General features: G+C 76.4%; 3 protein-coding genes. All 3 read left to right on the top strand.

What is annotated here, in order from left to right:
• Positions 1-3,257 (top strand): SDR family NAD(P)-dependent oxidoreductase (locus ABZ495_RS05930; RefSeq protein WP_359834615.1); only part of this gene is annotated, 3,257 nt, incomplete at its 5' end.
• A 59-nt stretch (positions 3,258-3,316) separates the two neighbouring features.
• On the top strand, positions 3,317-14,143 hold the full coding sequence (locus tag ABZ495_RS05935) for a type I polyketide synthase (RefSeq protein ID WP_359834617.1): 10,827 nt from the start codon (positions 3,317-3,319) through the stop codon (positions 14,141-14,143).
• Positions 14,144-14,171: 28 nt separating this feature from the next.
• Complete coding sequence (locus tag ABZ495_RS05940) at positions 14,172-24,824, top strand: type I polyketide synthase (protein ID WP_359834619.1); 10,653 nt, start codon at positions 14,172-14,174, stop codon at positions 24,822-24,824.
• The last annotated feature ends 131 nt before the right edge of the window (positions 24,825-24,955 follow it).

Consider the following 24,955-nt stretch of genomic DNA (forward strand, 5'->3'; position numbering starts at 1 on the left):
AGCTGACCGTCTCGCACGCCTTCCACTCGGCGCTGATGGAGCCGATGCTGGCGGAGTTCGCCACCGCCCTGGCCAACGTGTCGTGGGGCGAGCCCAAGCTCGCGGTGATCTCCAACGTCACCGGCCGTCCGGCCGAGCCCGGTCAGCTGGCCGACCCCGCCTACTGGGTGGACCATGTCCGCCGCCCGGTCCGGTTCGCCGACGGCATCGCCACGGCGGCCGGTCCCGGTAACGCGGTCTTCGTCGAGCTCGGCCCCGGCGCCGCGCTGAGCGGCGTGGTCGCGGAGTCCGCCGGTGAGCGCGCGGTCACGGTGGCCGCGCTGCGCGACGGCCGCCCCGAGGCGCACACCGTGCTGGCCTCGGTCGCCGAACTCTTCGTCCGGGGCGTCGCGGTGGACTGGGCGAAGACCCTGCCCGTCGGCCTTCCGGTCACCCATCTGGAGCTGCCCACCTACGCCTTCGACCACGAGCACTACTGGCTCCGGAGCGCTGCCGCCACCGACGCGGCCTCGCTCGGCCAGGGCCGGGCCGACCACCCGCTGCTCGGCGCCGTCGTCCAACTGCCGCAGTCGGACGGCCTGGTGTTCACCTCCCGGCTGTCGCTGCGCACCCACGGCTGGCTCGCCGACCACACCGTCGGGGGAGTGGTCCTCGTCCCCGGTGCCGCCCTGGTGGAGCTGGCCGTCCGGGCCGGGGACGAGGTCGGCTGCGGCACCCTCGACGACCTGGTCATCGAGGTACCGCTCCTCCTGCCCGAGCACGGCGGGGTCCGGGTCCAGGTCGCCGTCGGCGGCCCGGACGAGCAGGGCGCCCGCAAGGTCGAGGTGTACTCCGCCCACGAGGACGCGACGGAGACCTGGACCCGCCACGTCACCGGCACCCTCGCGGTGGCGCCCACGGCGGGGGCCGAGCCGTTCGACACCGGGGCGTGGCCCCCGGCCGGTGCGGAGCCGGTCGACGTCGACGGCCTCTACACCGAACTCATCGCTCACGGCCACGAGTACGGACCGCTGTTCCGCGCCCTCCGGGCGGTGTGGCGGCGCGGCGACGAGGTGTTCGCCGAGCTCGCCCTGCCCGACGGGCAGCGGGACACCGCCGCCCGGTTCGGCCTGCACCCCGCGCTGCTGGACGCCGCCCTGCACCCCGCCCTGCGGGACGCGGCCGCGGCGGACCGGGACCGGACGTGGCAGCCGCTGGAGTGGCACGGGCTGGCCCTGCACGCCGTCGGCGCCTCCGCGCTGCGGGTGCGGATCACCGCGGCCGGGCCCGACAGGCTGGCACTGGCGGCGGTCGACGAGGCCGGCGGCCCGGTCCTGACGGCAGCCGCGGTGACGCTGCGGCCGCTCTCCGCCGAGCAGTTGGCGGCCGCGGCGGGCACGGCCGACGACGACGGCCTGTACCGGGTCGACTGGACGGCGCTGCCCCCGGCGCCGCTGCAGGGCACCGGCACGGCGCCGCGGCGCGCGGCCGTCTCGACCGAGGCGGACCTCGCGGCCCTGACGGCCGGTGGGGACGTTCCCCCGGTCGTGGTCCTGACGGCCGTCACCGACGGCGAGGGGGCGGACGCCGTCCTCCCGCTCACCACCCGGGTGCTGGCGGTGGTGCAGTCCTGGTTGGCCGACGAAGCCCTGGAGGACTCCCGACTGGTGGTGCGGACCCGGGGCGCGGTGCCCGCCGGCGGCGACGCCGCGCTCGCCGACCCGGCCGGCGCCGCCGTCTGGGGCCTGGTCCGGGCGGCCCAGGCCGAGAGCCCGGACCGGATCGTCCTGCTCGACCTCGACCCGGCCGCGCCCGACGACCTGGACACCGCGCTCGCCGCGGCGCTGCCGCTCGGCGAGCCGCAGGTCGCGGTGCGCGGGACGGCGCTGCACGTACCGCGCCTGGCCCGGACCGCCGGCGAGGTGCCCGGCGGCGAACCGGCCTTCCGCCCGGACGGCACGGTCCTGATCACCGGCGGCACCGGCTCGCTCGGCGCCCTGACCGCCCGTCACCTGGTCGCGCGGCACGGCGTCCGCCACCTGGTCCTCGCGGGCCGGCGCGGCCCGGACGCCGACGGCGCGGCGGAGCTCGCCGCCGAGCTGGAGGCCGCCGGGGCCACGGTGTCGGTGGTGGCCTGCGACGTCACCGACCGGGAGGCGGTCGCGGCGCTCCTGGCCGCCGTGCCGGCCGGGCACCCGCTGACCGGCATCGTGCACGCCGCCCGGGTCTTCGACGCCGGGGTGATCGGCGAGGTCGACCCGGACCGGATGGCGCGGGTCTTCGCGCCGAAGGTGACCGCCGTCCGCCACCTGGACGAGCTGAGCCGCGAACTCGCCCCCGAGCTGGACGCGTTCGTCCTGATGTCCTCCGCCTCCTCGGTCTTCCTGGGCGCGGGCACCGGCGGCTACGCCGCGGCCAACGCCTATCTGGACGCGGTGGCGCACCGGCGCCGCGCGGCAGGCCTGCCCGGTACGTCCCTCGCCTGGGGTGTGTGGGCGCAGGCCGACGGCTCCGCCGACGGGCCCGGTCAGGACCGGAGCGGCCGCCGGGGCGGTGTCCGGCCCCTGACGGCCGAGGCGGGCACGGCGCTGTTCGACGCGGCGCTGCGCACCGGCGAGGCCCTGCTGGTGCCGGTCGAGCTCGACCTGCGGGCGCTGCGCGCCGACGCCGCGCTCGGCGGCGGTGTCCCGCCGCTGCTGCGCGGTCTGGTCCGCACCGGCCGGCAGGCCGTCCGGGCGGCCGCCGGTGACGGCGGCGGCGGGCTGGCCCGCCGGCTGGCCGGGCTGGCGCCCGCCGAGCAGCAGGCCCTGCTGCTGGACCTGGTCCGCGCCCGGGTGGCGACCGTCCTCGGTCACGCCGGGTCGGAGCAGGTCAGGCCGGAGACGGCGTTCAAGGACGCCGGCTTCGACTCGCTCACCTCCGTCGAACTGCGCAACCGGCTCCGGGAGGCGACGGGCCTGAGCCTGCCGGCCACGGTGGTCTTCGACTACCCGACGCCGCTGGCCCTCGCGCACTACCTGCACGACCGGCTGGACCCGTCCGGCGAGGCCACCGCCACCTCGCACCCGCTGCTGGTCGAACTGAGCAGGCTGGAGGCGATGCTGGCCGAGACACCGGCCGGTGACACGGCCCGCGCCCAGGTCGCCACCCGGCTCCAGGGCCTGCTGGCCACCTGGTCGACGGCGAACGGCGGCGGGGCGGCCGAGGAACAGATCGACTACGACACCGCCTCCGACGACGAGCTCTTCGACCTCATCGACACGGAGTTCGGCAGCTGACCGCCACCGGCACCCCCGCAGACCACCCGACGCCACAGCCTTCTAGGAGCCGAACTTCGATGGCGGATGAAAGCAAGCTTCGCGACTACCTCAAGCGCGTCCTCGCCGAAGCGCGCCGCTCCCAGCAACGCGTGCTGGAGCTGGAGGCCGAGAAGGCGGAGCCGATCGCGATCGTGGGCATGGCGTGCCGGCTGCCGGGCGGGGTGGCGGGCCCCGACGACCTGTGGCGGCTGGTCACCGAGCGCGGGGACGGCGTGTCGGGCTTCCCGACCGACCGCGGCTGGGACCTGGACGGGCTGTTCGACGAGGACCCGGAGAAGAGCGGCACCTCCTATGTGAGCCGGGGCGGCTTCCTGCACGAGGCGGGGCTGTTCGACGCGGGCTTCTTCGGGATCTCGCCGCGCGAGGCGGTGGCGATGGACCCGCAGCAGCGTCTGCTGCTGGAGACCTCGTGGGAGGCGCTGGAGCGGGCCGGCGTCGACGCGGCGGGGCTGAAGGGCTCGGACGTCGGCGTCTTCGTCGGAGTGATCAACGAGGGCTACGCGACCGGCGGTCCCGTCCCCCCGGAGCTGGAGGGCTTCACCGGGACGGGGACCACCGGCAGTGTGGCGTCGGGCCGGATCTCCTACGTGTTCGGCTTCGAGGGTCCGGCGGTCACCGTGGACACCGCCTGCTCGTCGTCCCTGGTGGCGATGCACCTGGCCGCGCAGGCGCTGCGGCGCGGGGAGTGCTCGCTGGCGCTGGCCGGCGGCGCCACCGTGATGGCCGGGCCGGGCATGTTCATGGAGTTCTCGCGGCAGCGGGCGCTGGCGGCCGACGGCCGGTGCAAGTCCTACGCGGACGCGGCGGACGGCACGGGCTGGGCCGAGGGCGCCGGCATGGTGCTGCTGGAGCGGCTCTCCGAGGCGCGGGCCAACGGGCACCGGGTGCTCGCGGTGCTGCGCGGGTCGGCGGTGAACCAGGACGGCGCGTCGAACGGGCTGACCGCGCCCAACGGCCCCTCGCAGCAGCGGGTGATCCGCAAGGCGCTGGCGGCGGCCGGGCTCACCCCGGCCGACGTGGACGTAGTGGAGGGGCACGGCACCGGCACGGTGCTGGGCGACCCGATCGAGGCGCAGGCGCTGCTGGCCACCTACGGTCAGGAGCGCGAGCCCGGGCGTCCGCTCTGGCTGGGCTCGCTGAAGTCCAACATCGGCCACACCCAGGCCGCCGCCGGGGTGGCGGGCGTGATCAAGATGGTGCAGGCCATGCGGCACGGCGTGCTGCCCGCGACCCTGCACGTCGACGCGCCCAGTACCGAGGTGGACTGGTCGGCCGGCGCGGTGGAGCTGCTCACCGAGGCGCGGGACTGGCCGGAGACCGGGCGGCCGCGCCGGGCCGGGGTCTCCTCCTTCGGCGTCAGCGGTACCAACGCGCACGTCGTCCTGGAGGAACCGCCCGCCGAGGCACCCGCCGAGCCGGACGCGGTGCGGTCCGCGCCGGGCGGTGTGCTGCCGCTGGTCGTCTCGGCGTCCTCGGCCGGCTCGCTGGCCGGGCAGGCCGAGCGGCTGGCGGCCTTCCTCGGCACCGCCGAGGGGCCGGAACCGGCGGACGTCGCCGCCGCGTTGGCCACCGGGCGGACGGCGCTCGCCGAGCGCGCGGTGCTGGTGGCCGGTTCGACGGAGGAGGCGCTGGCCGGGCTGGGCGCCCTGGCCCGGGGCGAGTCCGCTCCCGGGCTGGTGACGGGCAGCGCGGCCGGGGCGGGCAAGCTCGTCCTGGTCTTCCCGGGGCAGGGTTCGCAGTGGGCCGGGATGGGGCGTGAACTGCTGGACACCTCACCGGTGTTCGCGGAGCGCGTCGCGGAGTGCGCCCGGGCGCTGGACCCGTTCGTCGACTGGTCGCTGGCGGAGGTGCTGCGCGGCGAGGCCCCGGCCGAGCTGCTGGACCGGGTGGACGTGCTCCAGCCGGCGAGTTTCGCGGTGATGGTCGGTCTGGCGGCGGTCTGGGCCTCGGTGGGCGTGCTGCCGGACGCCGTGCTGGGCCACTCCCAGGGCGAGATCGCGGCGGCCTGCGTGGCCGGTGCGCTCTCCCTGGAGGACGCGGCCCGGATCGTGGCGGTGCGCAGCCAGGTGATCGCGGGCAGCCTGGCCGGGCGCGGGGGGATGGCGTCGGTGGCGCTCTCCGAGAGCGAGGCTGTCGAGCGGCTGGTGCGCTGGGCGGACCGCGTCGAGGTCGCGGCCGTCAACGGCCCGGCCTCGGTGGTCATCGCCGGTGACGCCGAGGCGCTGGACGAGGCGCTGGAGGTGCTCGCGGCCGACGGTGTCCGGGTGCGCCGGGTGGCGGTGGACTACGCCTCCCACACCCGTCATGTCGAGGCGATCGAGGACACCCTCGGCGAGGCCTTCGCGGACATTCGCAGCCAGGCCCCGCTGGTGCCGTTCCTCTCCACCGTCACCGGCGCTTGGGTCACCGAGGCCGGCGTGCTGGACGGCGGGTACTGGTACCGCAACCTGCGCGGCCAGGTCCGCTTCGGCCCCGCCGTCGCCGCGCTGCTCGAAGCGGGGCACACGGTGTTCGTGGAGTCGAGCGCGCACCCGGTGCTGGTCCAACCGGTCAGCGAGATCGTGGACGAAGCCGGGGTCGAGGCCCTGGTCACCGGGACGCTGCGGCGGGACGAGGGCGGTCCGCGCCGCCTGCTGGCCTCGGTGGCCGAACTCTTCGTCCGCGGCGTGCCCGTGGACTGGACGGGCGTCCTGCCGACCGGCACCGCCCGCGTCGAGCTGCCGACCTACGCCTTCGACCACCGGCACTACTGGCTCCAGCTCGGCCCGGCCGCCGACGCGGCCTCGCTCGGCCAGGCCGCCGCCGACCACCCCCTGATGGGCGCCGTGACGGAGGTGCCGGAGACCGGCGGCCTGCTCGGCACCTCGCGGCTGTCGCTGCGCACCCACCCCTGGCTGGCCGACCACGTCGTCGGCGGTGCCGTGCTGCTCCCGGCCGGCGCCCTGGTGGAGCTGGCCGTGCGGGCCGGTGACGAGCTGGGCTGCGGCACCCTCGACGACCTGGTGGTCAAGGCCCCGCTGATCCTGCCCGAACAGGGCGGCGTCCGGGTCCAGGTGACCGTCGGCGGCCCCGACGAGAGCGGTGCCCGCAGCGTCGCCGTCTACTCCACCCGGGAGGACGCCGCGGGCGACAGCGGCGGCGACACCTGGACCCGCCACGCCACCGGTACCCTCACCGCGACGACCAAGACCGCCGCCCCCCAGGCCGACTTCACCGTCTGGCCGCCCGCCGGGGGCCGGCCGGTCGACGTCGACGCGCTCTACGCCGACCTCGGCGGGCACGGCTACCAGCACGGCCCGGCCTTCCGGGGCCTGCGCGGGCTCTGGCAGCGCGGCGCGGAGACCTTCGCCGAGATCGCGGTGGACGAGGAGAGCCGGGAGGAGGCCGGGCGGTTCGGCCTGCACCCCGCCCTGCTCGACGCCGCCCTGCACCCGGCCCTGCGGGACACCGCGGTGGCCGACGGCGCCGCGACCGGCGCCCGGGTCTGGCAGCCGCTGGCCTGGCAGGGGCTCGCCCTGCACGCCGTGGGCGCCTCCGTGCTGCGGGTGCGGATAGCGCCGCAGGGCGGCGACGCCCTGACGGTGGAGGCGGTCGACCCGGCCGGCGGCGTGGTCCTGACGGCGGACTCGGTGGAGCTGCGGCCGCTGACCGCCGAGCAGTTGACGGCCGGCCCGGGCACGGCGGGCGCCGACTCGCTGTTCCGCGTCGAGTGGAGCGACCTGCCACCGTCCTCGGTGGCGGCGGCCGACCGGCCGGTCTGGGTCGCGGTGTCCGACGCGGCCGGGATCACCGCGCTGGCCGACGGCGCGGGCCCGGAGGCGGCGCTCCCCGCCGTGGCGGTCCTGGACGCCGTGGCGGACGGCACCGACGGCGTCGACGCCGCGCTCGTCCTGACCAACCGGGTGCTGGCGGCCGTCCAGGCCTGGCTGGCCGCGCCCGGACTGGAGGAGGCCCGGCTGGTCGTCGCCACCCGGGGCGCGGTCGGCGCCGGCGCGGACGGCGCGGTCACCGACCCGGCCGGTGGCGCGGTGTGGGGCCTGATCCGCGCCGCCCAGACCGAGAACCCGGACCGGATCGTCCTGCTCGACCTCGACCCCGCCGCGGACCTCGACCTCGACCTCGCCCCGGTGCTGGGCACGGCGCTCGCCACCGGGGAGCCCGAACTGGCTCTGCGCGGCACGGCGCTGTCCGTCCCGCGGCTCGTCCGCGCCGCACCGGCCGCCGGGGCCGACGGCGGGACGGGGACCGGCCTCGACCCCGAGGGCATCGTCCTGATCACCGGTGGCACCGGCTCGCTGGGCGGGATCCTCGCCCGGCACCTGGTCGCCGACCACGGCATCCGGCACCTGGCGCTGGTCAGCCGGCGCGGCCCGGCGGCCGAGGGCGCGGCCGAGCTGGTCGCCGAACTGAAGGGGCTCGGCGCGACGACGGTCGCGGTGGAGTCCTGCGACGTGACCGACCGGGCTGCCGTGGCGGACCTGCTGGCCGACGTGCGACGCGCCGGGCGCCGGCTGACCGCCGTCGTGCACACCGCGGGCATCGCCGACGCCGGTGTCATCGGCTCGCTGGACCCCGAGCGGGTCGCCCAGGTCTTCGCCCCGAAGGTCACCGCGGCCCAGCACCTGGACGCCCTGACCCGCGAACTCGCCCCCGACCTGGAGGCGTTCGTGGTCTTCTCCTCGGTCTCCTCGGTGTTCCTAGGCGCGGGCACCGGCAGCTACGCGGCCGCCAACGCCTTCCTGGACGCCCTCGCCCACCAGCGCCGGGCGGCCGGTCTGGCCGCGACCTCGCTGGCCTGGGGCCTGTGGAACCAGACCGCCGGCGGTATGGCAGCCGGCATGGACGACCTCACCCGCAGCCGGATGAACCGACGCGGCGGCGTGCTGGCGATGACGGCCGAGGAGGGCATGGACCTCTTCGACGCGGCCCTGCGCACCGGCGAGGCGCTGCTCATCCCGGCCAAGCTGGACCTGCGGGCGCTGCGCGCCGGCGCCGCGGCCGGTCGGGACGTCCCGACCCTGCTGCGCGGCCTGGTGCGGACCGGGCGGCAGCTGGTGCGGGCGGCCTCGGGGGACGGCGGCGGCGGGCTGGCCGGCCGGCTGGCCGGGCTGGCGGCGGCCGAGCAGGAGGCGCTGCTGCTGGAGCTGGTCCGCGGCCACGCGGCGACCGTGCTCGGGCACGCGGGGCCCGACGCGATCAGGAGCGGGACGGCCTTCCGGGACTCCGGCTTCGACTCGCTGACCTCCGTCGAGCTGCGCAACCGGCTGCGCGAGGCGACCGGTCTGAAGCTGGCCGCGACGGTGGTCTTCGACCACCCGACCCCGCTCGCGTTCGCCCGTTACCTGCACGCCGAGTTCGGTCTCGTCGCCGACGGGACCGCCGCGGCGGCGCCGGCGGTCGCGCCCGCCGACCCGGACGAGCCGATCGCGATCGTCGGCATGGCCTGCCGCCTGCCCGGCGGCGTCGGCAGCCCGGCGGACCTCTGGCGGCTGGTCAGCGAGGGCCGGGACGCGATGTCCGGCTTCCCCGAGGACCGCGGCTGGGATGTGGCGGACCTCTTCGACGCCGACCCCGGAAAGGCCGGCACCTCCTATGTGAGCCAGGGCGGATTCCTCTACGAGGCGGGGCGGTTCGACGCCGGGTTCTTCGGCATCAGCCCGCGGGAGGCGCTGGCGATGGACCCGCAGCAGCGGCTGCTGCTGGAGACCTCGTGGGAGGCGCTGGAGCGGGCCGGCATCGACCCGCTCTCGCTGAAGGGCACGGATGCCGGGGTGTTCTCCGGTGTCATGGGCCAGGGCTACGGCGCCGGCGGCGCGGTGCCAGCGGAGCTGGAGGGCTTCACCGGCACCGGCGGCATGGGCAGTGTGGCCTCCGGCCGAGTGGCCTACGTCTTCGGGTTCGAGGGCCCGGCGGTCACGGTGGACACGGCCTGCTCGTCGTCGCTGGTCGCGATGCACCTGGCCGCGCAGGCGCTGCGCCAGGGCGAGTGCTCGATGGCGCTGGCCGGCGGTGCGACCGTGATGGCCACCCCCGGCACCTTCGTGGAGTTCTCCCGCCAGCGCGGCCTGGCGACGGACGGCCGGTGCAAGTCCTACGCGGACGCGGCGGACGGCACCGGCTGGGCCGAGGGCGCGGGTGTGGTGGTGCTGGAGCGGCTGTCGGAGGCGCGGCGCAAGGGGCACCGGGTGCTCGCGCTGGTGCGCGGGTCGGCGGTCAACCAGGACGGCGCGTCCAACGGTCTGACCGCGCCCAGCGGGGTCTCGCAGCAGCGGGTGATCCGCAAGGCGCTGGCCAACGCGGGCCTGACCGGTACCGAGGTGGACGTGGTCGAGGGCCACGGCACCGGGACGGTCCTGGGGGACCCGATCGAGGCGCAGGCGCTGCTGGCCACCTACGGCCAGGACCGGGAGCCGGGGCGGCCGCTCTGGCTGGGCTCGCTGAAGTCCAACATCGGCCACACCCAGATGGCCGCCGGGGTGGCCGGTGTGATCAAGATGGTGGAGGCGCTGCGGCACGGTGTGCTGCCGCCCACGCTGCACGTGGACGCGCCGTCCTCGCAGGTGGACTGGACGGCGGGCGCCGTCGAACTGCTGACCGAGGCGCGGGAGTGGCCGGAGACCGGCCGCCCCCGCCGGGTGGGAGTCTCCGGCTTCGGGGTCAGCGGGACGAACGCGCACCTGATCCTGGAGCAGGCCCCGGTCGAGGCCGAGGCGCGGGCCGTCGCGGTCGAGGCCGCTCCGACGGGTGTGGTCCCGCTGGTGCTGTCGGCGAAGAGCGCGCGGTCGCTGGCCGGGCAGGCCGACCGGCTCGCGCCCTTCGTCGAGACCTCCGGGGCCGGGACGGCGGAGATCGCCGCCGCGCTGCTGGCGCAGCGGGCGCTGCTGTCGGAGCGCGCGGTGGTGCTGGCGGGTTCGCCGGAGGAGGCACTGGCCGGGCTGAGCGCCCTGGCGCGGGGCGAGCACAGCCCGGTGCTGGTGACCGGGACCGCCGGTGAGGCGGCGCGCACGGTGCTGGTGTTCCCGGGGCAGGGGTCGCAGCGGGTCGGGATGGGCCGTGAGCTGGCCGAGCGGTACCCGGTGTTCGCCGAGGCCTTCGACGCGGCCTGTGCGGCGTTGGACGAGCGCTTGGCGGGGTGGACCGAGCACCCGGTCAAGGACGTGGTGTTCGGTACGGCCGGGTCGCTGGACCAGACCGTCTACACCCAGGCGGGTCTGTTCGCGGTGGAGACGGCGTTGTTCCGGCTGATCGAGTCCTGGGGCGTCCGGCCGGACGCGGTGCTGGGCCACTCGATCGGGGAGATCACGGCCGCCCATGTGGCCGGGGTGCTCTCGCTGGCGGACGCGGCGGCGGTCGTCGCCGCGCGGGGCCGGCTGATGCAGGCGCTGCCGTCCGGCGGCGCGATGGTGGCGGTCGCCGCCACCGAGGCCGAGGTCGCCGAACTCCTCGGTGACGGCGTTGATCTGGCGGCGGTGAACGGCCCTTCGTCGGTGGTCCTCTCCGGTGAGGAGGCGGCCGTGCTGAAGGCCGTTGAAGCCCTCAAGGCGCAGGGCCGCAAGGTCAAGCAACTGACCGTCTCGCATGCCTTCCACTCGGCGCTGATGGAGCCGATGCTGGCGGAGTTCGCCGCCGTCCTCGCCGAGGTGGTCTGGCGCGAACCGAGGCTTTCGGTGATCTCCAACGTCACCGGCCGACCGGCCGAGCCCGGCCAACTGGCCGACCCCGCCTACTGGGTGGACCATGTCCGCCGCCCGGTCCGGTTCGCCGACGGCATCGCCGTCGCAGCCGGGGACGGCACCGCACTGTTCGTCGAACTGGGCCCCGGCGCCGCGCTCAGCAGCGCGGTGGCGGAGTCCGCCGGCGACGGCGCGCTCTGCGTGGCGGCCCTGCGCGACGGCCGCCCCGAGGCGCACACCGTGCTGGCCGCGGTGGCCGAACTCCTCGTCCGGGGCGTCGCGGTGGACTGGTCCGGCCTCCTGCCCGCCGACCCGGGCCACCTGGAGCTGCCGACCTACGCCTTCGACCACCGGCAGTACTGGCTGCAGCCCGCCCCGGCCGCCGACGCCGCCTTCCTGGGACTGACCGGGACCGACCACCCGCTGCTCGGCGCGGTGATGCACCTGCCGCAGAACGACGGCCTGGTGTTCACCTCCCGGCTCTCGCTGCGCACGCACCCGTGGCTCGCCGACCACGCCGTCGGCGGGGTCGTCCTGCTGCCCGGCACCGGCCTGGTCGAGCTGGCCGTCCGGGCCGGCGACGAGGCCGGCTGCGGCGCCCTGGACGAACTGGTCATCGAGGCACCGCTGGTGGTGCCGGACCACGGCGGCGTCCGGGTCCAGGTCGCGCTCGGCGGCCCGGACGAGCGGGGCACCCGGACGGTGGAGGTGTACTCCGCCCGGGAGGACGCGGTGGCGGCCGGTACGGACGGCTGGACCCGCCACGCCACCGGCACCCTGCGGCCGGCCGGGACCGGCGCCGCACCGGAGTTCGACCTCACCGCCTGGCCGCCGCCCGGCGCCCAGCCGGTCGAGGTCGACGTCGAGGGTTTCTACGCCGACCTGATCCGGCTCGGCTACACCTACGGCCCGTCGTTCCAGGGCCTGCGGGCGGTCTGGCGGCGCGGCGAGGAGGTCTTCGCCGAGATCGCCCTGCCGGAGGACCACCGCGAGGGGGCGGGCCGCTTCGGCATCCATCCCGCGCTGCTCGACGCCGCCCTGCACGCCAACGGCTTCGTCCGCCCGGCCGATGCCCCCGAGGCGGCGGACGAGCCCCGGACGGTCCTGCCGTTCGCCTGGAACGGGCTCACCCTGCACGCCGTCGGCGCCTCGGCGCTGCGGGTCCGGGTGGCACCGTCGGGCCAGGACGCGGTGTCGCTCCAGGCCGCCGACGAGACCGGTGGTCCGGTCCTGACGCTGGACTCCCTGGTGTTCCGCGCCGTCTCCGCCGAGCAGTTGGAGGCGGCGGCGGGTGCGCCGGGCGGCGACTCGCTGTTCCGGGTGGAGTGGACGGCCCTGCCGTCGCCGCCGCCCCTCGCGGCCGCGCCGAGCCGGGTGTCCGTCGCCACCGCCGACGAGGTGACCGCGCTGGCCGCGGAGGGCGGGGTGCCGGACGCCGTGGTGCTGACGGCGGCCGGTGCGGACGCGCTGGAGCTCGGCACCCGGGTGCTCGACGTGCTCCAGGCGTGGCTGGTCGCTCCGGTCCCGGAGGCCTCCCGGCTGGTCGTGGCGACCAGGGGCGCGGTGCCCGCCGGTGGCGACGCCGCGGTGACGGACCCGGCCGGCAGCGCCGTCTGGGGCCTGGTCCGGGCCGCCCAGGTGGAGAACCCCGACCGGATCGTCCTGCTCGACACCGCTGCCGGCACCGACGCCGACGCGGTCCTCGCCGCCGTGCTGGCCACCGGTGAACCGCAGGTCGCGGTGCGCGGCCCGGTGCTCTCCGCGCCGCGCCTGGTCCGGGCCGGCGCCGTCGACCGGGCGGAGCCGGTGCTGGACCGGGCGGGGACGGTGCTGGTCACCGGTGGTACCGGGTCGCTGGGTGCGGTGCTGGCCCGGCACCTGGTGGCCGAGCACGGGATCCGGCATCTGGTGCTGACCAGCCGGCGGGGCCTGGAGGCCGACGGTGCCCGGGAGTTGGTGGCCGAGCTGCACGCGCTGGGCGCCGAGTCGGTGGCCGTGCCGGCCTGCGACGTGACCGACCGGGACGCGGTGGCCGCACTGCTCGCCTCCGTGGTCGACGAGCGCCCGCTGACGGCCGTCGTGCACACCGCGGGCGTCCTGGACGACGGGGTGATCGGCGCGCTGACGCCCGAGCGGCTGGCCCGGGTCTTCGCCCCGAAGGTGACCGCCGTCGGCCACCTGGACGAGCTCACCCGCGAACTCGCCCCCGACCTGGCGGCGTTCGTCGTCTACTCCTCCGCCTCCGGCCTGTTCGGCTCCGCCGGCCAGGGCAACTACGCGGCGGCCAACGCCTACCTCGACGGCCTGATGGCCAGGCGCCGGTCGGCCGGCCTGCCGGCGCTCTCGCTCGCCTGGGGCCCGTGGGAGCAGAGCGCCACCGGGATGACCACCGGCGCCGAGGCGGCCGGGCGCACCCGGACGAACCGCCGCGGCGGCATTCTCGCGCTCGGGCCGGCGGAGGGCACCGCGCTGTTCGACGCCGCGCTCGGCGCGGACGAGGCGCTGCTGGTGCCGATCAAGCTGGACCTGCGGGCGATCCGGGCCGAGGCCGCGACCGGCGGGGGAGTACCGCCCCTGCTGCGCGGCCAGGTGAGGGCCGGCCGCCAGGTGGCCCGGGCCGCGTCCGGCGACGGCGGCGACGGCCTGGTGCGCCGGCTCACCGGGCTCGCCCGGGCCGACCAGGAGGCCCTGCTGGTGGACCTCCTGCGGGCCCAGGTCGCGCTGGTCCTGGGCCACACCGGACCGGACGGGGTGGTGGCCGGGACGTCCTTCAAGGACGCCGGATTCGACTCGCTCACCTCGGTCGAGCTGCGCAACCGGCTCCGCGAGGCCACCGGCCTCAATCTGTCCGCCACCGTGGTCTTCGACTACCCGACCCCGCTCGCCCTGGCCCGCCACGTGCACGGCGAGCTGCTCCCGGACGGCGCGGCGAGCGGCCCGGAAGTGGACGAGGACCGGCTGCGGCACGCCCTGGTCTCCCTCCCGATGGCCCGATTCCGGGAGGCCGGGCTGATGGAGGCCCTGGTCAGGCTGGCCGCACTGGACACCGGCGGACCGGCGGCCGACGCGGCGGACGAGGACGACCGGCCGGGCACGCTCGCCGACCTGGACGTCGACGACCTCGTCCAACTGGCGCTCGGCGGCGACGACGACGAGGGCCTCGAAAGCTGATGCGGTACAACGTGAATGGGGCAGTGAAGTGAGTACTTCATACGAGAAGCTTGTCGAGGCGCTGCGGAAGTCGCTCGAAGAGGTCGGCTCGCTGAAGAAGCGGAACCGCCAACTCGTCAGCGCCTCCAGCGAGCCTGTGGCGATCGTGGGTATGGCGTGCCGGCTGCCCGGTGGTGTCGACAGCCCGGAGGGGCTGTGGGACCTGGTCAGCGAGGGCCGGGACGGCGTCTCGGGCTTCCCCTCCGACCGGGGCTGGGACCTCGACGGGCTGTTCGACGAGGACCCCGAGAACCGCGGCACCTCCTACGTGGACCAGGGCGGCTTCCTGCACGAGGCCGGTCTCTTCGACGGGGGCTTCTTCGGGATCTCGCCGCGCGAGGCGCTCGCCATGGACCCGCAGCAGCGGCTGCTGCTGGAGACCTCCTGGGAGGCGCTGGAGCGGGCCGGCATCGACCCGGCCACGCTCAAGGGCAGCGATGTCGGGGTCTTCAACGGGATCATGGGCGTCGACTACTTCGCCGGCGGCAGCGTGCCGCCGGAGCTGGAGGGCTTCACCGGGACGGGCGCGGCCGCCAGCGTGGCGTCCGGCCGGATCTCCTACGTGTTCGGCTTCGAGGGCCCGGCGGTGACGCTCGACACCGCCTGCTCCTCCTCGCTGGTGGCGATCCACCTGGCGGCCCAGGCGCTGCGCCGCGGCGAGTGCTCGATGGCGCTGGCCGGCGGCGCGACCGTGATGGCCACCCCCGGCCTCTTCATCGACTTCTCGCGCCAGCGCGGGCTGGCGGCCGACGGCCGGTGCAAGGCGTACGCGGACGCGGCGGACGGCACGGGCTGGGCCGAGGGCGCGGGTGTGGTGGTGCTGGAGCGGCTGTCGGAGGCGCGGCGCAAGGGGCACCGGGTGCTCGCGGTGGTCCGCGGCAGCGCGGTGAACCAGGACGGCGCGTCGAACGGTCTGACCGCGCCGAACGGTCCTTCGCAGCAGCGGGTGATCCGCAAGGCGCTGGCCAACGCGGGTCTGTCCACCGCGGATGTGGACGTGGTGGAGGGCCACGGCACGGGCACGGTGCTGGGTGACCCGATCGAGGCGCAGGCCCTGCTGGCCACCTACGGTCAGGACCGGCCCGTCGAGCGGCCGTTGCGGCTGGGATCGCTGAAGTCCAACATCGGCCACACCCAGGCCGCCGCCGGGGTGTCGGGCGTGATCAAGATGGTGCAGGCGCTGCGGCACGGCGTCATGCCGCCCACCCTGCACGTGGACGCACCGTCCACCCAGGTCGACTGGTCCGCCGGTGCGGTGGAGCTGCTCACCGAGGCGCGGGACTGGCCGGAGACCGGCCGCCCCCGCCGGGCGGCGGTGTCCGGCTTCGGCGTCAGTGGCACCAACGCCCACCTGATCCTGGAGCAGGCCCCCGAGGAGGAGGCGCGGCCGGCGGCCGTGCCCGAGGGCGTCGTCCCGCTGGTGCTGTCGGCCGCCTCGGCCGCCGCCCTGGCCGGCCAGGCCGGGCGGCTGGCCGCCTTCGTCGAGGCGTCCTCCGTCGACACGCCCGGGGCCGGGGCGCCGGTCGCGGTGGCGGGTGCGCTGCTCGCCCAGCGTGCGGTGCTGGGCGAGCGGGCGGTGCTGGTGGCCGGCTCGCGCGAGGAGACGCTGGCGGGCCTGGCCGCGCTGGCACGCGGCGAGTCCGCGCCCGCCGGGGCGAGCGGCAGCGCGTCCCCGTCCGGCGGTCCGGGGAAGGTGGTCCTCGTCTTCCCGGGGCAGGGTTCGCAGCGGGTCGGGATGGGCAGGGAGCTGGCGGAGCGGTACCCGGTGTTCGCCGAGGTCTTCGAGGCTGCGTGTGCGGCGTTGGACGCGCGGTTGGCGGGGTGGACCGAGCACCCGGTCAAGGACGTGGTGTTCGGTACGGCCGGGTCGCTGGACCAGACCGTGTATACCCAGGCGGGTCTGTTCGCGGTGGAGACGGCGTTGTTCCGGCTGGTCGAGTCCTGGGGCGTCCGGCCGGACGCGGTGCTGGGCCACTCGATCGGGGAGATCACGGCCGCGCATGTGGCCGGGGTGCTCTCGCTCGGCGACGCGGCGGCGGTGGTCGCCGCGCGGGGCCGGCTGATGCAGGCGCTGCCCTCGGGCGGCGCGATGGTGGCGGTGGCAGCCACCGAGGCCGAGGTCGCCGAACTCCTCGACGACGGCGTGGACCTGGCGGCGGTGAACGGTCCTTCGTCGGTGGTCCTCTCCGGGGAGGAGGCGGCCGTGCTGAAGGCCGCCGATAGCCTGAAGGCACAAGGCCGCAAGGTCAAGCAGCTCACCGTCTCGCACGCCTTCCACTCGGCGCTGATGGAGCCGATGCTGGCGGAGTTCGCCGCCGTGCTCGCCGACGTCGCCTGGGGCGAGGCACAGGTCCCGATCGTCTCCAACGTGACCGGACAGGTGGCCGAGCCCGGTCAACTGGCCGACCCCGCCTACTGGGTGGGCCATGTCCGCCGCCCGGTCCGGTTCGCCGACGGCATCGCCACGGCGGCCGGAGCGGGTGGGGCGCTCTTCGTCGAGCTCGGCCCCGGCGCCGCGCTGAGCGGCGTGGTCGCGGAGTCCGCCGGTGAGCGCGCGGTCACGGTCGCCGCTCTGCGCGACGGCCGCCCCGAGGCGCACACCGTGCTGGCCTCGGTCGCCGAACTCTTCGTCCGGGGCGTCGCGGTGGACTGGGCGAAGACGCTGCCCGCCGGCTTCACGCCCACCCATCTGGAGCTGCCCACCTACGCCTTCGAGCACGAGCACTACTGGCTCCCGGCCACCCCGCTGACCGACGCCACCTCGCTCGGCCAGGGCAAGGCCGACCATCCGCTGCTCGGAGCGGTCGTCCAACTGCCGCAGTCCGACGGCCTGGTGTTCACCTCCCGGCTGTCGCTGCGCACGCACGCCTGGCTCGCCGACCACGCCGTCGGGGGAGTGGTCCTCGTCCCCGGGACCGGTCTGGTGGAGCTGGCCGTGCGGGCCGGCGACGAGGTCGGTTGCGGGGTGCTGGACGAACTCGTCATCGAGGCACCGCTGGTGGTGCCCGAGCACGGCGGCCTGCGGGTCCAGGTCGCCGTCGGAGGCCCGGACGAGCGGGGCGCCCGCACGGTGGAGGTGTACTCCGCCCGCGAGGACGCGGTGGAGGGCACCGACACCGCGGGAGCCATGGACGCCTGGGTCCGCCACGCCACCGGCACACTGCTGCCGACGACGGCCGGCGCCGTCGAGCCGGAGTTCGACTTCACCGCCTGGCCGCCGCCCGGCGCGCAGCCGGTGGACATCACCGGCGGCTACGACCTGCTCGACCGCGCGGGGTACGCCTACGGCCGGTCGTTCCAGTGCGTGCGTGCGGTCTGGCGGCGCGGTGAGGAGATCTTCGCCGAGGTGGCCCTGCCGGACGAACTGCGCGAGCGGGCCGCCGGGTTCGGCATCCACCCCGGCCTGCTCGACGCCGCCCTGCACTCCAGCATGCTGGACGCGGCGGCCGCGCTGAGCGGCGCCCGGCCGGACGACGCACCGGACGAGGAGCCGGTGGTCCGGCTGCCGTTCGCCTGGAACGGGCTGGTGCTGCACGCGGCCGGGGCCGCCTCGGTCCGGGTGCGGGTCGCCCGGCCGGGGCCGGACGCCCTGTCGCTGGAGGCCGTCGACGACGCCGGCGGGCTCGTCCTGACGCTGGACTCGCTGGTCTCGCGCGCCGTCTCCGCCGAGCAGTTGGAGGCGGCGGCGGGGACGCCGGGCAGCGACGCGCTGTACCGGGTGGAGTGGACCGAGTCGGCCACCCTGCCCGCCGCCCCCACCCCCGGCCCGGTCCCGGCCCGGGTCACCGCCCCGGCGGACGTGGCGGCACTGTTCGAGGGCGAGGGCGAGGGCGAGGGCACCGGCGAGGGCATCGGCGCCGCCGCGCCGGCGGCGGTGCTGCTGGAGGCCGTCATCGATGGCCCCGGGGACACCCCGCTCGCGCTGACCCGGCGGGTGCTGGAGGTCGTCCGGGCCTGGCTGGCCGGCGCCGGGCTGGAGGAGACCCGGCTGGTGGTGGCGACCAGGGGCGCGGTGCCCGCCGGCGGCGACGCCGCGGTGACCGACCCGGCCGGCGCCGCCGTCTGGGGTCTGCTCCGGGCGGCGCAGGCGGAGAACCCGGACCGGATCGTGCTGCTCGACGCCGAGGCCGGCACCGACCTCGACGCGGTCCTGACCGCCGTCCTGGCCACCGGTGAACCGCAGGTCGCCGTGCGCGGTGCGGCCCTGTCCGTGCCGCGCCTCGCCCGGGCCGGTATCGCCCGGGGCACCGAGCCGGTGCTGGACCGGGCGGGGACGGTGCTGGTCACCGGCGGTACCGGGTCGCTGGGTGCGGTGCTGGCCCGGCACCTGGTGACCGAGCACGGGATCCGGCACCTGGTGCTGACCAGCCGGCGGGGCCTGGAGGCCGACGGTGCCCGGGAGTTGGTGGCCGAGCTGCACGCGCTCGGCGCCGAGTCGGTGGCCGTACCGGCCTGTGACGTGACCGACCGCGACGCGGTGGCGGAGCTGCTGACCGCCGCCCGGCGCGACGGGCACCGGCTGACCGCCGTGGTCCACGCGGCGGGTGTCTTCGACGGCGGTGTGGTCGGCGAGATCGACCCGGAGCGGCTGGAGCGCGTCTTCGCACCGAAGGTGACGGCGACCCGGCACCTGGACGAGCTGACCCGTGAACTCGCCCCGGACCTGGACGTGTTCATCACGTACTCCTCCGTCTCGGCGGTGTTCCTGGGCGCGGGCACCGGCGCCTACGCGGCGGCGAACGCCTACCTGGACGGGCTGATGGCCCGGCGCCGGGCGGACGGCCTGCCCGCGCTGTCGCTGGCCTGGGGCCCGTGGGCGCAGAGCGACGGCATGGGCGCCGACCTGGACGAGCTGTCCCGGAGCCGGATGAACCGGCGTGGCGGCGCCCAGCCGCTGACGCCGGCGGAGGGCATGGAGCTCTTCGACACCGCGCTGCACAGTGACCGGGCGCTGCTCGTCCCGGTCAAGCTGGACCTGCGGGCCCTGCGCACGGCCGCCACGGCCGGCGCCGGGGTGCCACCCCTGCTGCTGGGCCTGGTCCGCCCCGGCCGGCAGTCGGCGCGGGCCGCCGCGACCGGCGCCGGCGGCGGACTCGCCGGCCGACTGGCCGGGCTGGCCGCGGCCGAGCGCGAGGCGCTGCTGCTGGAGCTGGTCCGGACGCACGTCGCGTCGGTGCTCGGCCACGCGGGCGCGGCGAAGGTCGCGGCGGAGCGGGCCTTCAAGGACGCCGGCTTCGACTCGCTGACCTCCGTCGAGCTGCGCAACCGGCTGCGCGAGGCCACCGGCCTCAGCCTGCCCGCCACGGCCGTCTTCGACTACCCCACCCCGCTCGCCCTGGCCCGCTACCTGGACGGCGAGTTCGACGGCACGGCGGTCGCGGCGGGCCCGGTGGTACCGGCGGCGGCCGTGCACGATCCGGCCGATCCGGTGGTGATCGTCGGCATGGCCTGCCGGCTGCCCGGCGGGGTGGCCACCCCGGAGGACCTGTGGCAGCTGGTCACCGAGGGGCGGGACGGCGTGTCGCTGTTCCCCTCCGACCGCGGCTGGGGCCTGGACGAGCTGTTCGACGCCGACCCGGAGAGCGAGGGCACCTCCTACGTCAGCCAGGGCGGCTTCCTGCACGAGGCACCGCTGTTCGACCCGGCCTTCTTCGGGATCTCGCCGCGTGAGGCGCTGGCGATGGACCCGCAGCAGCGGCTGCTGCTGGAGACCTCCTGGGAGGCGATGGAACGGGCCGGCATCGACCCGGGCTCGCTGAAGGGCACCGAGGTCGGGGTGTTCAACGGCATCATGGGCGTCGACTACTACGCCGGTGGCAGCGTGCCGCCGGAGCTGGGCGGCTTCGCGCTGACCGGCGCCGGCGCCAGTGTGGCGTCGGGCCGGGTGTCCTACGTGTTCGGCTTCGAGGGCCCGGCGGTCACCGTGGACACGGCCTGCTCCTCCTCGCTGGTGGCGATCCACCTGGCCGCCCAGGCGCTGCGCCAGGGCGAGTGCTCGCTGGCCCTGGCCGGCGGTTCGACGGTGATGTCCAGCCCGAGCATGTTCATGGAGTTCTCGCGGCAGAAGGCGCTGGCGACGGACGGCCGCTGCAAGTCCTACGCGGACGCCGCCGACGGCACCGGCTGGGCCGAGGGCGCCGGTGTGGTGGTGCTGGAGCGGCTCTCCGAGGCGCGGCGCAACGGCCACCCGGTGCTCGCGGTGCTGCGCGGGTCCGCGGTGAACCAGGACGGCGCGTCCAACGGACTGACCGCGCCGAACGGCCCCTCGCAGCAGCGGGTGATCCGCAAGGCGCTGGCGGCGGCCGGGCTGTCGACAGCCGATGTGGACCTGGTCGAGGGCCACGGCACGGGCACCGTCCTGGGGGACCCGATCGAGGCGCAGGCGCTGCTGGCCACCTACGGTCGCGGCCGTGACCCGGAGCGCCCGCTCTGGCTGGGCTCGCTGAAGTCCAACATCGGCCACGCCCAGGCGGCGGCGGGTGTCTCGGGTGTGATCAAGATGGTGCAGGCGCTGCGGCACGGCGTGATGCCCGCGACCCTGCACGTGGACGCGCCCTCCTCGCAGGTGGACTGGACGGCGGGCGCCGTCGAGCTGCTGACCGAGGCGCGGGAGTGGCCCGAGGTGGACCGGCCGCGCCGGGCCGGGGTCTCCTCCTTCGGCCTGAGCGGGACCAACGCGCACGTGATCCTGGAGCAGGCCCCCGAGGAGCAGCCGGCCGAGGCCGGGTCCGCCCCCGACGCCGTGGTGCCGCTGGTGGTCTCGGCGAAGAACGCCGCCTCGCTGGCGGCCCAGGGCGGGCGGCTGACGGAGCTCGCCGGGGCGACCGCCCCGGCGGCGCTGGCCGGTGCGCTGCTCTCCCGGCGGGCGCTGCTCTCCGAGCGCGCGGTGGTGGTGGCCGGGTCCCGGGCGGAGGCGTCGGCCGGGCTGGCCGCGCTGGCCCGGGGCGAGTCCGCCGCCGGGCTGGTGACGGGCACCGCGGGCACGGTGGGCAAGCTCGTCCTGGTCTTCCCCGGTCAGGGGGCGCAGTGGGCCGGGATGGGCCGTGAACTGCTGGACACCTCACCGGTGTTCGCCGAGCGCATCGCCGAGTGCGCCCGGGCGCTCGGCCCCTGGGTGGACTGGTCGCTGGAGGAGGTGCTGCGCGGCGAGGCGCCGGCCGAGGTCCTGGACCGGGCCGATGTGGTGCAGCCCGCGAGCTTCGCGGTGATGGTCGGGCTGGCCGCCGTCTGGGCGTCGGTGGGGGTGATCCCGGACGCGGTGCTGGGGCACTCGCAGGGCGAGATCGCGGCGGCCTGCGTGGCCGGTGCGCTCTCCCTGGAGGACGCGGCCCGGATCGTCGCGGTGCGCAGCCGGGTGATCGCCGGTCAGTTGGCCGGGCTCGGCGGGATGGCCTCGGTGGCGCTCTCCGAGGCCGAGGCGCTGGCCCGGTTGGAGCGCTGGGCGGGCCGGCTGGAGGTCGCGGTGGTCAACGGCCCCGCGTCGGTGGTGGTCGCCGGTGACCTCGACGTGCTGGACGAGGCCGTCGAGGTGCTGGCCGCCGACGGGGTACGGGTGCGCCGGGTCGCGGTGGACTTCGCCTCCCACACCCGGCACGCCGAGGCCCTGGAGGAGGTCCTGGCGGAGGCGTTCGCGGACATCCGCGGCCGGGCGCCGCTGGTCCCGCTCTTCTCGACGGTGACCGGTGAGTGGGTCCGCGAGGCCGGCGTGATCGACGGCGGCTACGTGTACCGCAACCTGCGGGGCCAGGTCCGCTTCGGCCCGGCGGTCGCCGCGCTGCTCGCCGAGGACCACACGGTGTTCGTGGAGGCCAGTACCCACCCGGTGCTGGCCCAGCCGATCACCGAGGTCGCCGACGGGGCCGGGGTCGAGGTCCTGGTGACCGGTTCGCTGCGGCGGGACGAGGGCGGCCCGCGCCGCCTGCTGGCCTCGATGGCCGAACTCTTCGTCCGCGGTGTGGCGGTGGACTGGACGGGCGTGCTGCCCGACGCGGCCGGTGGCGCCGAAGTGGACCTGCCGACCTACGCCTTCGACCACCAGCACTACTGGCTCCCGATGACCGCGGCGGCCACCGACGCGACCTCGCTGGGCCTGGCGGGGGTGGACCACCCGCTGCTCGGCGCGGTGGTGGAGGTGCCGGAGACCGGCGGGGTGCTGTGCACCTCCCGGCTCTCCCTGCGCACCCACCCCTGGCTGGCCGACCACGCGGTCGGCGACGTCGTGCTGGTGCCCGGGACGGGCCTGGTGGAGCTGGCCGTGCGGGCCGGTGACGAGGTCGGCTGCGGCACGCTGGACGAGCTGGTGATCGAGGCCCCGCTGATCCTGCCCGAGCAGGGCGGCGTCCGGGTGCAGGTCACCGTCGGCGGTCCGGACGAGGGCGGTGCCCGCACGGTCGCCGTGTACTCGACCCGCGAGGAGGCCGTCGGCGACCCGTGGACCCGGCACGCCACCGGTGTCCTGACGGCCACGGCCCGGGCGGCCGGGTCGCGGTTCGACTTCAGCGCCTGGCCGCCGCCCGGCGCGGAGCGGGTGGAGATCGGCCCCGAGGAGTTCTACGCCGGTCTGCTGGAGCACAACTACGTCTACGGGCCGGTGTTCCGGGGCCTGCGGGCGGCCTGGCGGCGCGGTGACGAGGTCTTCGCCGAGATCGCCCTGCCGGAGGACCACCGGGGCAGCGCCGCCGGGTTCGGCATCCACCCGGCGCTGCTGGACGCGGCCCTGCACGCCAAGGCCTTCCTGAGCACGGGCGAGCACCGGACGATGCTGCCGTTCGCCTGGAACGGCCTGGTCCTGCACGCCGCGGGCGCCTCGTCGCTGCGGGTGCGGGTCGCCCAGCCGGCGCCCGACGCGCTCTCGCTGGAGGCGGTCGACGAGGCCGGCGGCGCCGTCCTGACGGCCGACTCGCTGGTGTTCCGCCCGGTGTCCGCCGAGCAGTTGGGCGCGGCGGCGGGCCGTGCGGGCGGCGACTCGCTGTTCCGGGTGGACTGGACGGAGGTGCTCCCGGACGGGGCCGCCGGCTCGCCGTCCTGGGTGCGGTTGTCCACCGCCGAGGAGGTGGCCACCCTCGCGGAGGACGCGCTGTCCGGGGCGGCCGTCCCGGAGACCGCGATCCTGGAGGCGGTCACCGGCGCCGACGCGGACACCCCGCTGGACGTGACGGACCGGGTGCTGGAGGTCGTCCAGACCTGGTTGGCCGGCGCCGGGCTGGAGGAGACCCGGCTGGTGGTGGTGACCAGGGGCGCGGTGCCCGCCGGTGGCGACGCCACGGTGACGGACCCGGCCGGCGCCGCCGTCTGGGGTCTGGTCCGCGCGGCGCAGGCGGAGAACCCGGACCGGATCGTGCTGCTGGACACCGACGCGTCCGACCTGTCGGAGGTCGAGCCGCTGCTGGGGCCGGTGCTGGCCGTCGGCGAGCCGCAGGTCGCGGTGCGCGGCGCGACGCTCCACGTGCCCCGGCTCGCCCGGGCCGGCGCCGTCGACCGGGCGGAGCCGGTGCTGGACCGGGCGGGGACGGTGCTGGTCACCGGTGGTACCGGGTCGCTGGGTGCGGTGCTGGCCCGGCACCTGGTGACCGAGCACGGGATCCGGCACCTGGTGCTGACCAGCCGGCGGGGCCTGGAGGCCGACGGCGCCCGGGAGTTGGTGGCCGAGCTGCACGCGCTCGGCGCCGAGTCGGTGGCCGTGCCGGCCTGCGACGTGACCGACCGGGACGCGGTGGCGGAGCTGCTGGCCGCCGTCCGGCGCGACGGCCGCCGGCTGACCGCGGTGCTGCACGCCGCGGGCCTGTTCGACGCGGGCGTGATCGGCGAGGTCGACCGGGAGCGGCTGGAGCGGGTGTTCGCGGCGAAGGTGACGGCGACCCGGCACCTGGACGAGCTGACGCGCGAACTGGCCCCGGAGTTGGACGCGTTCGTGGTCTACTCGTCGGTGTCGGCGGTCTTCCTCGGCGCGGGCACCGGCGCCTACGCGGCGGCGAACGCCTACATGGACGGGCTGATGGCCCGGCGCCGGGCGGCCGGTCTGCCGGCGCTGTCGCTGGCCTGGGGCCTGTGGGAGCAGGAGACCGGCATGGCGGCCGGCACCGACGACCTCACCCGCAGCCGGCTGAACCGGCGCGGCGGTCTGCTGGGCATGACCCCGGCCGAGGGCATGGAGCTGTTCGACACCGCGCTGCGCGGTGACCGGGCGCTGCTGGTGCCGGCCAAGCTGGACCTGCGTGCGCTGCGCGCCGACGCCGCGGCCGGGCGCGAGGCACCGCCGCTGCTGCGCGGCCTGGTGCGCGCGAGCCGGCAGCTGGCCCGGGCCGCGGTCTCGGGGGACGAGCGGCGCAAGCTGGCCGAGCGGCTGGCCGGGCTGCCCGGCGCGGAGCGCGCGGCGCTCCTGCTGGACGTGGTCCGGGCCCAGGTCGCCGTCGTCCTCGGCTACAGCGCGTCCCACCACATCGACGTGGACCAGGGCCTCTTCGAGATCGGCTTCGACTCGCTGACCGCGCTCGAACTGCGCAACCGGCTGGGCGAACTGATGGGGGCGAAGCTCTCGGCCGGTCTTGTTTTCGATCACCCGACGCCGGGGATGATTGTCGCGCACATGCAAGAGCGCATGTTCGGCGAGGGCACGGGGGGTGTCGCGGCCATCTCGGTCTGAGCCGCCACGGCCGGGCCCCTGCCGCAGCCCCGGAGCGGCCCGGCGAGCGGCCCGGCCGACAAGCCGATGAACGACCCCGATGAACGCCCCGACGAACGCCCACTGAACGGCCCCGAACGAGCGGCCCTGAT

It is taken from the genome of Kitasatospora sp. NPDC005748, from assembly GCF_040630735.1.
In the GTDB taxonomy this organism is placed as follows: Bacteria; Actinomycetota; Actinomycetes; order Streptomycetales; family Streptomycetaceae; genus Kitasatospora.